The organism is Virgibacillus sp. W0430, assembly GCF_051846935.1.
Taxonomy (GTDB): domain Bacteria; phylum Bacillota; class Bacilli; order Bacillales; family Amphibacillaceae; genus JBPYCR01.
Window position 1 is genome coordinate 1 of sequence record NZ_JBPYCS010000042.1, and the last position, 16,031, is coordinate 16,031.

General features: G+C 36.0%; 14 protein-coding genes and 1 pseudogene. 2 read left to right on the top strand and 13 right to left on the bottom strand.

What is annotated here, in order from left to right; all coding sequences use genetic code 11:
- A partial coding sequence (ytxC, locus tag ACLIBH_RS13605) for a sporulation protein YtxC (RefSeq protein ID WP_439317259.1) occupies window positions 1-514 on the bottom strand: 514 nt, incomplete at its 3' end.
- 169 nt (window positions 515-683) lie between these two features.
- Here ytxC and ACLIBH_RS13610 point away from each other — a divergent pair.
- A pseudogene (locus ACLIBH_RS13610) lies at window positions 684-959 on the top strand (transposase); the annotation flags it as partial.
- A gap of 291 nt (window positions 960-1,250) precedes the next feature.
- Here the strand turns inward: ACLIBH_RS13610 and dnaI are convergent.
- The 12 genes from dnaI to citZ all read right to left on the bottom strand — a co-directional run bounded on the left by dnaI (window position 1,251) and on the right by citZ (window position 15,212).
- The gene (gene dnaI / locus ACLIBH_RS13615) at window positions 1,251-2,192 is read right to left on the bottom strand and encodes a primosomal protein DnaI (protein ID WP_439317260.1); all 942 of its coding nucleotides are present in this window, start codon (window positions 2,190-2,192) and stop codon (window positions 1,251-1,253) included.
- Between the two features lie 5 nt (window positions 2,193-2,197).
- Window positions 2,198-3,574 (bottom strand): replication initiation and membrane attachment family protein, encoded by a 1,377-nt coding sequence (locus ACLIBH_RS13620; RefSeq protein ID WP_439317261.1) that lies wholly within the window; start codon window positions 3,572-3,574, stop codon window positions 2,198-2,200.
- Between the two features lie 23 nt (window positions 3,575-3,597).
- Window positions 3,598-4,065: a transcriptional regulator NrdR gene (gene nrdR / locus ACLIBH_RS13625; RefSeq protein WP_439317262.1), complete on the bottom strand. Its 468-nt coding sequence runs from the start codon at window positions 4,063-4,065 to the stop codon at window positions 3,598-3,600.
- Window positions 4,066-4,242: 177 nt separating this feature from the next.
- Entirely contained in the window at window positions 4,243-5,277 is a 1,035-nt protein-coding gene (locus ACLIBH_RS13630) for a glyceraldehyde-3-phosphate dehydrogenase (protein WP_439317263.1), read from the bottom strand.
- A 102-nt stretch (window positions 5,278-5,379) separates the two neighbouring features.
- Entirely contained in the window at window positions 5,380-5,985 is a 606-nt protein-coding gene (gene coaE, locus ACLIBH_RS13635; protein WP_439317264.1) for a dephospho-CoA kinase, read from the bottom strand.
- 13 nt (window positions 5,986-5,998) lie between these two features.
- The gene (gene mutM / locus ACLIBH_RS13640) at window positions 5,999-6,826 is read right to left on the bottom strand and encodes a DNA-formamidopyrimidine glycosylase (protein ID WP_439317265.1); all 828 of its coding nucleotides are present in this window, start codon (window positions 6,824-6,826) and stop codon (window positions 5,999-6,001) included.
- Window positions 6,827-6,841: 15 nt separating this feature from the next.
- Entirely contained in the window at window positions 6,842-9,469 is a 2,628-nt protein-coding gene (gene polA, locus ACLIBH_RS13645; protein WP_439317266.1) for a DNA polymerase I, read from the bottom strand.
- A 58-nt stretch (window positions 9,470-9,527) separates the two neighbouring features.
- Window positions 9,528-10,922 (bottom strand): two-component system histidine kinase PnpS, encoded by a 1,395-nt coding sequence (gene pnpS, locus ACLIBH_RS13650; protein ID WP_439317267.1) that lies wholly within the window; start codon window positions 10,920-10,922, stop codon window positions 9,528-9,530.
- Window positions 10,919-11,611, bottom strand: a complete 693-nt coding sequence (locus ACLIBH_RS13655; protein ID WP_439317268.1) for a response regulator — start codon at window positions 11,609-11,611, stop codon at window positions 10,919-10,921. Before ACLIBH_RS13655 ends, pnpS begins: the two co-directional genes overlap by 4 nt.
- A gap of 174 nt (window positions 11,612-11,785) precedes the next feature.
- Window positions 11,786-12,724, bottom strand: coding sequence for a malate dehydrogenase (gene mdh / locus ACLIBH_RS13660; RefSeq protein WP_439317269.1), 939 nt, complete (start codon window positions 12,722-12,724; stop codon window positions 11,786-11,788).
- Between the two features lie 12 nt (window positions 12,725-12,736).
- Window positions 12,737-14,008, bottom strand: coding sequence for an NADP-dependent isocitrate dehydrogenase (icd, locus tag ACLIBH_RS13665; RefSeq protein ID WP_439317270.1), 1,272 nt, complete (start codon window positions 14,006-14,008; stop codon window positions 12,737-12,739).
- A gap of 85 nt (window positions 14,009-14,093) precedes the next feature.
- Window positions 14,094-15,212 carry a citrate synthase gene (gene citZ / locus ACLIBH_RS13670; protein WP_439317271.1) on the bottom strand — a complete coding sequence of 373 codons (1,119 nt, stop codon included), beginning with the start codon at window positions 15,210-15,212 and terminating at the stop codon, window positions 14,094-14,096.
- 295 nt (window positions 15,213-15,507) lie between these two features.
- On the opposite strand from citZ, the gene ACLIBH_RS13675 reads away from it, so the two are divergent.
- Window positions 15,508-16,031: AI-2E family transporter (locus ACLIBH_RS13675; protein WP_439317272.1), on the top strand; the 524-nt coding region annotated here is incomplete at its 3' end.

A 16,031-nucleotide genomic window follows, 5' to 3' on the forward strand; every position in this document is an offset into this window, starting at 1 on the left:
ACGCCTGGTGGTCTTCTTCTCTTTTAAACTCATCAATTGCTAATCCGACATCATAAACAAGTCGTTCTTTAAAAGAATTTAACTGAAATTGTATAATCGAATCAAAATGAATGACTTTAGAGCTTTTAATATTTGTCATAAAGAGGGAATACAAACTGCTTTTCGGCTCCATTTCTTTATGTCTATCAATCAGCTTAAACGCTTCTTTATCTTCGCCTGATAAAGCACCGTAAGCAATCTCACATATCCGCTCAATCTCATAAATATTTGTATAAAAATAATATTTTTGAATGACTTGTTTAATCATTCGCGATAATCGAAACACAAAAAAGACATGCACCATTGAGTCTGCTATTTCTTGTAAATGTTCAGAAGATAACTTTTGTTTAAATTGAATATGATTCCCCCATTCTTTATCGGTTTTCCAATTTAATTCAATCAGTTTAATTTTTTTAAACAAGTTTTCGCAAAAACATATTACTTCCTGATCAGACTTAAAATATACATCCAGCAATAAACACCACCTTATCCAAAACCACCTGATACATTATATGGACAAAGGTTAGAAAAAATGTATATCCCACGAAAACTAGTTCTTATTCAATCCAATGATAGAATATATGTTAAGGAAAATTGCTTCATTTTCAAGAATACGAACACGCTAGTTATCATCAAGTCAGCTGATGCACACACTTTACGATCGATTGCGCGGGATTGCTCTGTATTACCTTCGACAGTATCGTGATTACAATGCATTAGAAAGTATACGAATAAGGTGCAACACGAAGTGCATATCATCCTACATGAAAACCAGTTTAAAGATGTTACGAAAGCATCTTTCATATATAAAGAATAACTTCTTTTATCCGTATAACAATGGGCGAATTGAAGGGACCAACAACAAACTTGAAGTATTTAATAGAGTCGCTTATAGGTACAATATCTTTAGGAATTATAAGAATTGAATCATGCGTTATTTCAAAAGCGAAAACCTATAGAAACAAAGTACAATACAAAACAGAAAGACACACACTCCAATGCAAATGAAACAGCATTGAAGTGTGTGCAATTAGGATATTCCCACTCTTTAAGCTGACTGAAACGAAAACCCGACAGACTCTTTCGGAAAGCCTGTCGGATGTAGTACAAGCCAGTGAAATCAGAGCGCAAGCTTTATTGTTTTCGTTTTACTTAATTAGTATGCATCCCTCGACGTAGAATACATCACCAACATCATTTGACAAAGAACCTTAAACAGAAGGGGGGGTTTCTCTCCTGTTCTCACCATATAACGGGATCTCTTTACTTACTTGTTTAATACGTTCAATTATTCGCCCAGCTTTCACTTCTTCTACCCCTCCACGTGTAGTAGCTAACTCGATCTCCAATTGATCTAGTGTGTAGTTAGAAGTAAAAAAGACTGGCAATCGCTCCATCATACGATACTGCAATATTGAACCGAGTACTTCATCTCTGAACCAGGCCGATTGCATTTCAGCTCCTATGTCATCGATCATTAATACTTGGGTCGTTTTAAAATAGTTTATTTTTTCGTTGACGGAATCATCTTTGAACGCATTCTTTATTTCACGGACAAACTCCGGCATATAAATGATCATCGTCGGTATGTGAAACTCTTTTAATTTATTTGCAATAGCACCTAGAAAGTAAGTTTTTCCGACTCCAAATGGTCCGGTTATATACAATCCTTTCGCCGGTAGCTGTGTCTTCGCCTGATCAAGAAAATAACTAATTTCACGAATGGCCTGACTTCTTCCTTGATCAAATTCAATTTTTTCTATCGATGCTTCAAGTATTTCTTTAGGCATATATAAACTTTTAATCAAGTTCTGCTGTTCTGCAATCTGTTCATGTGCAATATGATTTGAACATTTTTCATAGGCTAATCTAATCTCACCATTTTCTACACGTAAAATAGGCGAGTAGCCTTTCAACATATTTTTACACTCCGAATAAGAAGCACATTGCTTGCATTGCTTTGATTGAGATACGTATTCATGAAGCTTAATTAAATGCTTTGTCACTGTTTGTTCGGTTAATTCGGGATGCTCAGATAGAAACTGCAAAACATCTGGATGCTTTAAAATATCTTGTTGTATATTTTGTAGTCTATCTTTAAATTGAGGATTTTTTTGTATCCAGCTTTTTAATGTTGATTGTATTGATTCCATATAAATCATCCTTGAAAATGATTATTTTGAGTTGTTCCGGCATGTTTTCGAAGCAGTGCTAACACTTCTTCCTTCTCTTCTTCCATATCAATGGATTGGTTAGCAGGAGATTGCTTCGGTACTTGTTTCTGCTTTTGCTTTCTTTCTTTAAACCAATCAGGCAATACGCCTACTGTTGATTTTGCTTGATTGTAGTAGGTTCTTTTTGAATACGTATTTTTCGTTCGTTTAGTCGTTTCTTTTTTAGCAAATTCCATCGCATCCTTGGCAGTTTTCAATTTTGCTCGAGACCAATGACTAGCGATTTTTTCTAAATAAGCTTTAGATAACTTCATATCCGACTGTAACAACACGTAATGAATGAGTACGTTCATAACGGCTGGCGGAAGTCCTTGCTTCGTCATTACTTCTCGAATGATTTTCATATCCTGCTCAGATGCATGATTTCCATTAGATAAGTCTTCGAGCAGTTGCTTTGGAGTTATCCTTTGCAAAGTTTCTACGAGCTGTTCCTCTTTCGTTAGAGGTGTCGATCTATCTTTAGTCTTTTCCATTTTTTTGTTTTTTACCAGTTGAATCGGCACTTCATTATGCTTTGCTTTAAACAAATCATGACAAGCTGCTTTAAATTCCTCCCGATCCAACGTATGATCCTCACTGATTGCCCATAAGACAGATTTATCTATCTCATAAGGCTCAAGGTCGTATAAAACCATCATTTGAGAGATTAATAGTTTATTCTCCTCCGTTAACACACTATTTACGGGAATCATTCGTTGCTTTAACATTTGCTTCATCCAGGAGAAATCGATTTGAGAGCTATTCTTTGTCTGAGTAATGCGTTTATCTTGGTCATTAAGAGGAACTTCATGTTCAAAGCTTGGTTGAAACGTTTGAAAAACTTCTTTAAAGGATGCAGTTACATTTACTCCTAGCTTGTCCTGGCTATCTATCTTACAGCGGCGATTTAATTCTTTATATTTCATTTCACCTAGGTGATGATAAAGGAGCTCAGAGAGCATAGCATCTTGAAAAAAGCTAGAAGGAGAAAAGGGAGCTTGCAATTTATATACGTACGATGTATTCATATCCGATTCTAAAGCAAAGGTTTGAAGAAGCCCTATCCCTTCTAGCTTTAATCTGGCCTCATATAATTGATCCAATGGGATATCTAAGTAAGTCATTAACGTATGATGTGTGTGTAACGATGTTTCCGTCCGTATTTGCGCATCGTTTAGTAGTGTTTGATACAGCATAATGGCTTCCATTCCGATTAAAGGCTGGTATAAATGAGTTAATGAAATCGAATAATCAACCGGAAGATCTCCATTAAGTAGTACTTCGTAGCCTTCAATGGGCAATATTTTGCCAATATATTTCATCGGATTAACCCTTTCCTTTTTAATTACGATTTATCTTTATTACGATTGATTAATTCCTTTAATTCATCCAAGAACATATTTATATCTTTAAATTGTCGGTAGACCGAAGCAAAACGTATATATGCAAGATCATCAACTTCAGAGAGTCGGTTCATCACCATTTCTCCAATATAATTACTTTCAATCTCTGATAGCTCGGAAGTTCGGATCTCCTTCTCTACGCCGATTGCTATTTCTTCTATTTTTTCAATGGGAACAGGTCTTTTTTCACAAGCACGAATAAGTCCGCGTATTAATTTATCTCTACTAAACTCCTGTCTAGTGCCATCTTTTTTTACAATGACTAAAGGAGATTCTTCCATTCGTTCAAAGGTTGTAAAACGACAGCCACACTGTTCACATTCTCTCCGTCTGCGAATCGCTCTACCTTCTTCAATTGGGCGAGAATCTAATACTTTTGTACTTTTATTATGGCAATTTGAGCATTTCATCCTAGTTAAACCCCATTCATAATCATTCAAAATCTAAATCGCTAATTGTTATTCCTTATATTTTAACATGATTTATCATTTTTCCCTAATACAAATACCGATTGCCTTCTCTATTAGCTGAAATAGAAAAAACAATCGGTAGATTTGAAATTATAGCTCGAATCAAAATCAATGCTTCTAAGAAATATTTACTTTTTGTTTTTGTACAAAATAGCTGCCAACATATTTCGTTAGATCAACTACTCTTTTCGAATATCCCCACTCATTATCATACCATGCCAATACTTTTATTTTGTTTTTATCCATAACCATTGTCGTTAAGCTATCTATAATAGCCGAGTAACTAGATGATGTGTAATCAATTGATACGAGGGGCTCTGTACTATATTGGAGTATTCCTCGCATCGTATGATTAGCAGCTTTTTTAAAGGCTTCATTGACTTCTGTCTCACTTACATCTTTCTCAACATCCACTACTAGATCAACAAGTGAAACATTTGGTGTAGGCACTCGCAAGGCCATTCCGTGCAATTTCCCATTTAAATGAGGCAATACTTCTCCTAGTGCTTTCGCAGCACCTGTCGAAGTAGGAATTATAGACTGCGTACATCCTCTTGCTCTCCGTAAATCTTTATGTGGATTATCCAAGTTTAATTGATCCGTCGTAAATGCATGTACGGTAGTCATTAATCCATTTTTTATTTTAAAGTTATCATCTAGTACTTTGACAACTGGCGCTAAACAATTCGTTGTACACGACGCATTTGAAATTATATCATCTGTCTCTGGAATATAGCTATCTTCGTTTACACCGAGCACAATTGTCTTATCTACATTTTGACCTGGAGCGGTTATAACTACCTTACTCGCACCAGCTTGTAAATGTCTGCTTGCACCGTCCTTAGAATTAAACTTTCCAGTTGCTTCCACAACGATATCAATATTAAGTTCCTTCCAAGGAAGCTTTTCAGGCTCCCGAGAATGTACAAGTTCTATTTTCTTTCCATTAATGTGGATTCCATCATTATTTCCGATTACTTCTCCATCAAAAACTCCATGCACACTGTCATATTTAATTAAATGGGCTAATGTTTCGGGAGGATAGCTCGCATTAATGGCAACAACCTCTAATTGTTTATCAAAAATAGCTTGCCGGAAAACCATTCTTCCGATACGACCAAATCCATTAATTGCAATTCGGGTTCTATTCATTATAAATCCTCCTGTATATGTTATACTTTAATTGTTATTTTCACCAAATAGTATAACACATTTAAAAAGAAATGTGCTGAAATTAACCCTTTTTACACAAAATTAATGTGAAAGTATATCCCATTTTTTCAAAATAGCTACTAACTGCTCGTAAGAAGATTGTTGCGATTGGCTATTATCTATAATAGCATCTGCCATTTCTGCTTTTTTACTCACAGGAATTTGCGCTTGAATTCGAGATTTTGCCTCTTCATAATCCGTTTCATCGCGCTTCATCAGACGATCTAATTGTGTTTTTTCATCTACATAAACTACAATAATTTTATCAACAAAATGCATCAGCTTGCTTTCAAATAGTAACGGTATATCTAAAACAACACATTCTTCTCCCGCCTTAATTAAGGCGTCCCTTTGCTGCAGCATCTCTTTTCGTATCTCAGGATGAATAATTTTGTTCAACTGCCTTCGCTTTTCTTCATTCGAAAAAATCAGTTTACCGAGTTTTTTTCGATTAATTGTCTCATCCCTATTTAGTACGTGTTCACCAAATGTTTCAATTATGCTTCGATAGGCAGTTTTACCAGGAATTACTACATCTCTTGCTATTTGATCCGCATCAATTACTGGAATACTCAATTTAGAGATCATTGCTGAAACTGTACTTTTACCTGTAGCGATACTTCCTGTTAAGCCAATAACTATACCCATTTTCGACCTCCTTTTATTCCTTTTGACAGGCTGGGCATATGTGTGTACCTCTTCCAGCAACTCGTAATTTAATTATTGGGCTGGCACATCGTTTACATGGCTCATACTGCTTGCCATATACGTAAAGCTCTTGCTGGAACATGCCCATCTCTCCATCCCCATTTACGTACGATCGTATTGTTGTACCCCCACGTTTAACGGCTTCTTTTAACGTAGTTTCAGCATGGTGTTTTAATATATCCGCTTCTATTGCTGTTACGGTGTTTGCCGATTTTAATGGGTGGATATTTGACTTAAACAATACTTCATCTACGTAAATATTTCCAAGACCTGCTACAACGGTTTGATCTAACAAAACCGCTTTTATCGATCGTCCTGTTCGTTGCAACTTTTTTAAGAAATATTCTGTAGTAAACTCCTTCTCAAATGGATCGGGTCCAAGATCACGCAGTGGCTTTTCAAATCGCTCTTTTCCTTTTTCAATGACATGCATCGTACCGAATTTACGAACATCATTGTAGCGAAGCTCTTGACCATCTGTAAACGATAAAATTACATGTGTATGCTTCTTTATCGTTTCTCCTTTTGTATGAAGGCTGTACTTTCCCTCCATGCGCAAATGAGAAATTAATACATAGTCATTTAAATAAAAAAGTAAAAATTTACCTTTTCTTTCAATCGTTTGAATCGTCTGTCCATTTAATAACTGTTGAAAGTGGATAATATCGTCTGGCTGTTTAATAATGTTTGGCCAATAAACGGATACTTTATGAATTGTTTTACCTAAAACTAATTGCTTTAATGTATTTCTGATTGTTTCTACCTCTGGTAATTCAGGCATCGCATCTACTTCCCCTTATTTTGCATCAAACCAGCTGTCGCCGTATGCATAATCTACTTTTAAAGGAACCATTAACTCAACAGTTTGTTCCATCATTTGTGGCACTATTTGCTTTAGCTTTTCAACTTCGTCCTTTGGTGCTTCCAAAATCAATTCATCATGAACCTGTAATAATAACTTCGCTTGCAGCTTATCGGTTTTCAGTTTTAAAGATAAATCAATCATCGCTTTCTTTATAATATCAGCAGCGCTACCTTGAATAGGTGTATTCATCGCTGTTCGCTCGGCAAAGCTGCGTTGATTGAAATTTCTACTCGTTATTTCAGGTAAATAACGTCGGCGATTCATTAGCGTTGTTACGTATCCTTTGTGCTTCGCTTCTTGAACGATCTCATCCATATAAGCTTTAACCCCTGGATAGCTCATAAAGTAACGGTCGATAAAATGCTTCGCTTCTTTTCTCGTTATTCCAAGATTTTGTGACAATCCATAATCACTGATACCATAAACAATACCAAAATTTACCGCTTTAGCTTGTCTACGCATATTTGCATCTACGTCGTTTTTATCTACATGAAATACGTCCATCGCTGTTTGCGTATGAATATCTAAATTATCTTTAAATGCTGCAATTAATTTTTCATCTTCGGCAATATGAGCCAATACACGTAATTCAATTTGAGAATAATCTGCTGCAAAAATAACCCAGTCGTTATTCGATGGAACAAAAGCTTGTCTAATTTTCCGTCCTTCTTCCAAACGAATTGGAATGTTTTGTAAATTAGGTTCCGTTGAACTGAGTCTGCCAGTTTGTGTCAATGCTTGGTTAAATCGTGTATGGATCTTTCCTTCGTCAATTACTTTTAATAAGCCTTCGATATATGTTGATTGCAGCTTTCCTAATTGGCGATATAAAAGAATTTGGGAAATAATCTCATGCTCTCCTTCGAGTTTCTCCAATACTTCTGCAGCTGTGGAATAGCCTGTCTTTGTCTTTTTAATAACTGGCAGTTCCAGTTTTTCAAATAAAATAGACCCGAGCTGTTTCGGTGAATTTACATTAAACGTTTCCCCTGCGAGTCCATATATTTTATTTTCTATCGTTTGAAGCCGTTCCTTTAGCTCAACATGCATTTTGTCCAAACGCGTACGATCTACGCTTACACCACGATGCTCCATCTCTCCTAATATAAGTGCAAGTGGCATCTCTAACTCCTTGTAAAGCTTGAACTGCTCATTCTTTTTCAATTCTTCTTCGACACGGTGTTTTACAGAATGGATCGTATTTGCTTTTCGAATCAAATGCTCGGCTAAAATAGGTTGTTCTGGAACCTTCATTTTGGCACCTTTTCCATAAACTTCCTCATCAAAACGAACTTCTTCATAGCCCATTCGCTTTCCAATAGACGGGATGTCTTGGTTATTCTCAGCTGGGTTTATCAAATAAGAGGCGAGTAATAGATCAAAAGTAATTCCTTTTATATGTATTCCGTGTCTTAATAAAGAAACTACAGTTCCTTTTGCGTCATATACATATTTTTTATTACGTTCATTTTCCGCCCATTCTTTAAATACGGAGGAATTTATTGCTGCTGCGGCCGGAATGAAATATTTATTAGCATCATTTACAATTGCGACGCCTTCGATGGTAGCTTGGTGATAGTTTTCATGAAGCATTTCAATAATTAACGTTTCGTTTCCGGTAAACATTTCTGAAGTAATTTGTTCAACTAGTGTATAATCTACCGACTGCAATATTTTTTCTTCATTTACAGATCCTGAATGGTCCATTTTATCAAGTAACGATTGAAAGCCTAGTTCCTTAAAAATCGTAAATACATCTTTAGATTCATACCCATTATAGGCTAGATCATTAACTGTAAGCTCAATCGGTGATTCGCAATTTATTGTTGCAAGCTGTTTACTTAAAAAAGCTTCTTTTTGATATGTGACTAAGTTTTCCTTTAACCTTTTACCTGAAATATCTTCTAAATGATCGTAGACGGATTCAATTGTATTATACTGACCGAGTAGCTTAGTAGCTGTTTTTATTCCTACGCCACGTACTCCAGGTATATTATCTGAGCTATCCCCCATTAATGCTTTTAAGTCAATTATTTGCTCTGGCCTTAGTCCCATTTTCTCCTGTAAAAATGCGGGTGTATACGATTCAACTTCACTAATTCCCTTCTTCGTAACATCAACCGTTACAGAAGGAGAAACAAGCTGAAGCATATCTTGATCCCCCGAAATAACCTTTACTTTCCAGTCCTTTGTGTTAACTGCCCCTGCCAGCGTGCCAATAATATCATCTGCTTCATACTGCTCAAGCTGATAATGAGGAATATTAAACGCATCGAGCAATTCTTTTGCAAGTGGAAATTGCTCTGATAGTTCAGGTGGTGTTTTCTGACGTCCACCTTTATATTCTTTATACGTTTTGTGACGAAAGGTTGTTTTTCCTGCATCAAATGCAACGAGTAGATGTGTTGGCTTTTCTTCTTCTAGAATTCGCATTATAAGCTTTGTAAATCCATAAACAGCATTTGTATAAACCCCTTTATCATTATTTAAAAGGGGAAGAGCAAAAAACGCTCGATATATTAAACTGTTTCCATCAATAAGAACCAATTTATTTGTCATTTTCATACCTCCATATTCCAGTTATGCTTTCAATTATATAATAAAACACCCTCTGTTACTAAGAGGATGTTTTTTGTTTCGAAGGTCTTTCTTTTGGCAAGTAAACCGAAAATGTAGTTCCTTTATTTAGTTCACTATCGACCGTTATTTTTCCATTATGAACTTCTACAATATGCTTTACAATCGCAAGCCCTAGACCAGTACCGCCTGTATTCCTGCTTCTTGCCTTATCGACTCGATAAAACCGTTCAAAAATGCGGGGTAGTGCATCTTTTTCTATTCCAATCCCCGTATCTTTTACTTGGATACGAACAAAATCCTTTGTTTCATCAATTAATAATGTTATTTGTCCGCCTTCAGGTGTATAGCTAATTGCATTTGTAAGCAAATTAATCAATACTTGCTTTACTCTTTCCTTATCTGCTGTAAATGGTGTATCCGTTAATAGCTCCGTCGTAAATTCAATCCTTTTTTCTGACGCTTGATGCTGCAAGAGTGGAACTATTTCGTCCAATACCGTGTTAAACTGCACTTCAGAAAAAACAAGTTGAAATTCATCTTTTTCTAGTTTGGATAAGATGAGCAAATCTTCTATCAATACTTGGATTCGTTTGCTTTCCTCATATATAATACCTAAAAATTGTTTGCGAGTTGTTTCATCATCAATTGCTCCATCTAACAATGTTTCCGCAAATCCTTTAATTGATGTAATCGGGGTTTTTAATTCATGGGATACATTAGCTACAAAGTCTTTGCGCATTACTTCTAATTTTTTCAATTCCGTAATATCGTACAGTACGAGAACTGCACCTCGTAACATATTACGTTCATTAAAAATAGGTGCTCCGACAATTTCTAAAAAGAACTTATCTGTTTCCTTAGATAATGTAAATAACTGCTTCACATTTTTTTCATACAAAAATGTCTCTTGAACCGTTTTATGAATGATTTCGTTTTCGAGTACATCGTAATATAAATAACCAATATAATCGTTGGGCTCTTTCCCAAACATAGATATAAACTTTCGGTTAACGAGATGAATATAGCCCTTTTCATCAATTAATACGAGACCACTTTCAGAGTTATCAATAACGGTGGAAAACTGCTCAGCTTGTATTTGTTCATGTATCGTTAATTCACTCAAGTTTCGAGCAAGCGCATTAATTTTCCCAAACAATTCACCGACATGGCCATTCATGGGATGATGGATTCGTGCACGATAGTTGCCTTTCACTAATTTATCTACCGTATTCGTAGCCTTGTCGATTGGCTTTACATACCGATCAAAAACTTGCAATAAAACGACAATTAAAATGATATATTGAATAATTAACACAGCTAAGAGTACGAAAAGGTTATTAATTACTTGGCTTAAAATAGCACCACTAATAACAATTAAAAGAAATATCCCAAATGCATATGTAAATAATGTTTTTGAAAGCAACGGCTTCATGACGCTGGTTCCTCCATTTTATAACCTAACCCGCGAATCGTTTTAATATAGGCTGGTGTTCTCGTATTATTTTCTATTTTTTCGCGCAATCGACTTATATGGACATCGACGATTCGTGTGTCACCAGCAAAGTCATAGTTCCATACTGCACTTAAAAGTTGGTCTCTTGATAAGACATTGCCAATATGATTTGCCAAATAAAGTAAAAGCTCAAATTCCTTTCGGGTAAAGGTTAAAGTTGCCCCGTTCATTTTTGCTTCGTACTTTTCTGGATAAATCGTTAAGCGTCCAACCTTAATTTCAGATGATTGTTTACTATGCTCCATATTTGTTCGTCGCAAAATTGCCTTAATCCTTGCTACTACTTCTTTCGGGCTAAATGGCTTTGTTAAATAATCATCCGCCCCAAATTCCAATCCTAATACCTTATCATACAATTCATCTTTAGCTGTTAGCATTATAATTGGTATGTTATTTTTATTTAAGCGCAAGTGCTTGCAAACTTCCATTCCATCCATTTTCGGTAGCATTAAATCAAGTACAATTAAATGAAAATTGTCTTGTTCCACCTTTTTTAAAGCTGCTTCCCCATCATAGGCCACTTCTGTAACGAATCCTGCTTTTTCTATATTGTACTTTAACAATGTCACAATAGATGATTCATCATCTACAATCAGTATTTTTTTCATTTCGAAACCTCATTTCTGTGACAATAAGCTATTAACTCTATCTTACAATGCGTTCGCCAACAAGTGAATACTTTTCGCATATTGTAAATGAAATTTTACAATTAGATGAATCGAACAAAAGAAGCTTCTTTCCATATGATAAATACAAAAAGAAGCTTCTCTGTTTATAGAATATTATTGTAATACGTTTAATACATTTTTGACGGAATCAGCGGATTTATCAAGTGCTTTCTTTTCCTCAGTTGTTAAATCCAGTTCAATAATATTCTCGATTCCTTTTCCACCAATTACCGTAGGAACACCAAGGTAAATATCATTATAGCCATACTCGCCTTCCAAATAAGCGATCGAAGGAAGTACACGACGTTGATCTTTTAAAATAGCTTCTGCCATTTCAGTTAATGATGCAGCTGGAGCATAATAGGCACTTCCGTTACCAAGAAGGTTTACAATTTCTCCGCCACCTTTTCTTGTACGCTCTACAATCGCATCCAACCGATCCTTAGAAATAAGCTTTTCAAGTGGAATACCGCCTGCATAAGAGTATCGAATAAGTGGCACCATATCATCTCCGTGCCCACCTAATACAAATCCAGTTACATCTTTTACGGATAGGTTCAGCTCCTCGGAAACGAATGTACGAAAACGTGCAGTATCTAAGATGCCGGATTGTCCAATGACACGCTCTTTCGGAAAGCCCGACTCTTTAAATGCAGTGTATGTCATTGCATCAACGGGATTCGTAAGTACAATAATAAAACACTTTGGAGAGTAGGTTACTATTTCTTTCGTAACAGATTTCATTATTTTTGCGTTTGTATTCACTAAATCGTCTCTACTCATCCCTGGCTTTCTTGCAATGCCTGCTGTAATTATTACAATATCCGAATCCTTCGTATCCGCGTAATTTGCAGTTCCAGTAATACGTGCATCAAACCCTTGAACTGGACTTGCTTCCAGCATATCAAGCGCCTTTCCTTTCGTTGGATCTTCCATATTTGGAATATCGACGAGAACAACGTCTCCCAGTTCTTTTTGTGCAATCATTAATGCTGTTGTAGCCCCTGTGAACCCGGAGCCGATGACTGAGATCTTTCTTCTTTTTATGGCCAATTTGTTCACCTCTTAGTCCATATTTTTTATTAATTCATTACCAAACTCGGAACATTTTACTTCTGTAGCGCCGTCCATTAAACGTGCAAAGTCATATGTTACTACTTTAGAAGCAATTGTTTTATCCATTGCTTTTGTGACTAGATCGGCAGCTTCTCTCCAGCCTAAATGCTCTAGCATTAATACTCCTGATAAAATAACAGAAGATGGATTAACCTTGTCCAGGCCAGCATATTTTGGAGCCGTACCATGTGTTGCTTCAAAAATTGCATGTCCTGTATCGTAGTTAATATTTGCACCTGGCGCAATTCCTATTCCACCAACTTGTGCAGCTAATGCATCTGAGATGTAGTCTCCATTCAAGTTCATTGTAGCAACGACATCAAACTCATTCGGACGAGTTAAGATTTGCTGAAGGAAAATATCTGCAATTGCATCTTTGATAATAATTTTCCCAGCTTTTTCTGCATCATCCTGCGCTTTATTTGCAGCTTCCTTACCGTCTTTTTCAACAATTCGATCGTACTCTGCCCATGTGAATACTTTTTCTCCGTATTCTTCTTCAGCAACTTCATAGCCCCAGTTCTTAAATGAGCCTTCTGTAAATTTCATAATATTGCCTTTGTGTACTAATGTAACACTTTTACGTCCTTCTGCTATCGCATAATCGATGCTCGCGCGTACGAGACGCTTTGTTCCTTCTTCTGATACTGGCTTAATTCCAATTCCAGAAGTTTCTGGGAAGCGAATGTTTTTAACTCCCATTTCATTTTGTAAAAAGTCAATTACCTTTTTAACATCGTCTGTACCTTGCTGCCATTCTATGCCTGCATAAATATCCTCTGTGTTTTCACGGAAAATAGCCATGTCCACATCCTCTGGATGCTTAACTGGCGAGGGTACTCCTTCAAAGTAACGAACAGGACGTAAGCAAGTGAACAAGTCTAGCTCCTGTCTTAATGCTACGTTTAATGAACGGAATCCCCCACCTATCGGCGTAGTTAAAGGCCCCTTAATTGCAATCTTATATTCTTCAATCTGATCTAATGTTTCTTTCGGTAGCCATTCACCTGTTTTGTTGAATGCTTTCTCACCAGCGTAAACTTCTTTCCATACAATCTCTTTCTTACCGTTATACGCTTTTTCAACTGCTGCATCTAATACTTTACTCGCTGCAGCCCAAATATCTGGTCCTGTTCCATCTCCTTCTATAAAAGGTACAATTGGATGATCTGGAACATTTAATACACCTTTATCAACTGTTATTTTTTCACCTTGAGCCATTAAAAAAACCTCCTATTATTCTTCCTGCATTTCAATACTATCATATTCTTTATTACATGATAATAGCCGGGACCCCGGCTATTAATTAATCACGATTCTCAAGTGGTATAAACGTCTGTATTTCTGGTCCTACATATTCTGCCCGTGGTCGAATGAGACGGTTGTTTTCGTACTGCTCTAAAATGTGAGCAATCCAACCAGACATTCGGCTTACAGCAAATATCGGTGTAAATAAATCATGATCGATTCCAAGACTATGGTAAACAGACGCCGAGTAGAAATCTACGTTTGCTGGCAAGCCTTTTTCTTTTTTAATATACTCTTCAATTTTCACGGACATATTGTACCATTTTTCTTGTCCTGTTAGTTTTGTTAACTCACTAGACATTCTTTGAAGATGCTTTGCACGCGGATCTCCAGTTCGATAAACGCGGTGCCCCATCCCCATAATTAATTCTTTATTTGCAAGTTTTTCTTTAATATAAGGAATTGCGTTTTCTTCCTCACCAATTTCGGAGAGCATAGCCATTACACGCTCATTTGCTCCACCATGTAGAAATCCTTTTAGCGCACCAATAGCTGCTGTTATTCCAGAATATATGTCAGATAAGGTAGCAACACAAACTCGCGCAGTAAAAGTGGAAGCGTTTAACTCATGATCCGCATGTAACACTAAAGCTTTATCAATCGCTTCTACTTCAATCGCTTCTGGATTTTTACCATTTAGCATATATAAAAAGTTTTCCGCAAAAGTTAAATCATCCTTCGGTTTTACCGGCTCTTGACCTTTACGAATTCGAGAAAATGCAGCAACAATCGTGGCTACTTGTGCTTGCAAACGAATTGCTTTGCGTTTGTTTGCATCTTCGTCTAAATTATCTGCTTCCTCATCAAGCACACCTAAAAATGAAATGGCTGTGCGAAGCGCCGCCATAGGATGTACTTTAGACAAATCATAAGAACGTAAATGATCAATAATTGCATCAGGAACTTGCATATTCGTAACTAAATCTTTTCTTATTTGGTCAAGCTCCGACTTATTCGGTAGCTTTAAATTCCATAATAAATAAACTACTTCTTCAAAAGATGCATTTTCTGCCAAGTCATCAATTGTATAACCTACATATGTAAGCTTGTCATCGATAATCGAGCTAATTGATGATTGAGCGGCAATTACACCTTCAAGTCCTTTAGTTGTTGACATAAACACTCTCTCCTTTTTCTAAAAATTATACTAACCCCTAAATGAAAATATCATTTGTTCAACACGTGCTGCACATCCTGTTGAATTATCTCGTCTTTAAGCTAAGTATAAAGGATTCCTATGCTAATGTGAATTGAAACCACTTTATTTTAGCTGAAAAGTTTCTTTTCAAACCTAAAACGCTGCTGCACGTGTTTAATATGCATGACATCACTTCTAACAAACAATTCGATTGCATACGATAAAGTAACCAAGCCATGGATTTTAAAAAATGATTTAAAATGAGGTTTTGCTAATGCATATGCAATATATTTTGCGTTTTTCACGATTAACTTTTGTCGTTTTTTTAATTGTTTGTTTCCTAATCTTCTTAAAATATGCTTTTATATTTTTATACCCTTTTTTAATTGCAATTATCGTTTCTATAATCTTAAATCCGTTTGTTAATTACATTGAGAATAAGTGGAGACTTCCTCGATATGTGGCAATTTGCACGGTATTATTTTTAGTTATTATTTGTTTTATGAGCATCATAGCACTCGTTGTCTCAGAAGTGCTCCAAGGGTCAACGATGTTAGCAGAAAAAGCACCGGTGTATATGAAAGAGTTGTTCCTCCAATTCCAATTGTTGTTAGAAGGATTTGTTTATCCTGTATATAATAAGATTACGATGTTTATTCATTCGTTAGACGCATCATATCAAGCAACGTTTGAAGATTATTTTCAATCGCTACTTAATACTATTGCATCAACCGGTACAAGCTTTTTACAAGCAAGTTTATTAAAAATACCTGCACTATTATCTACTTTTCCCCATTC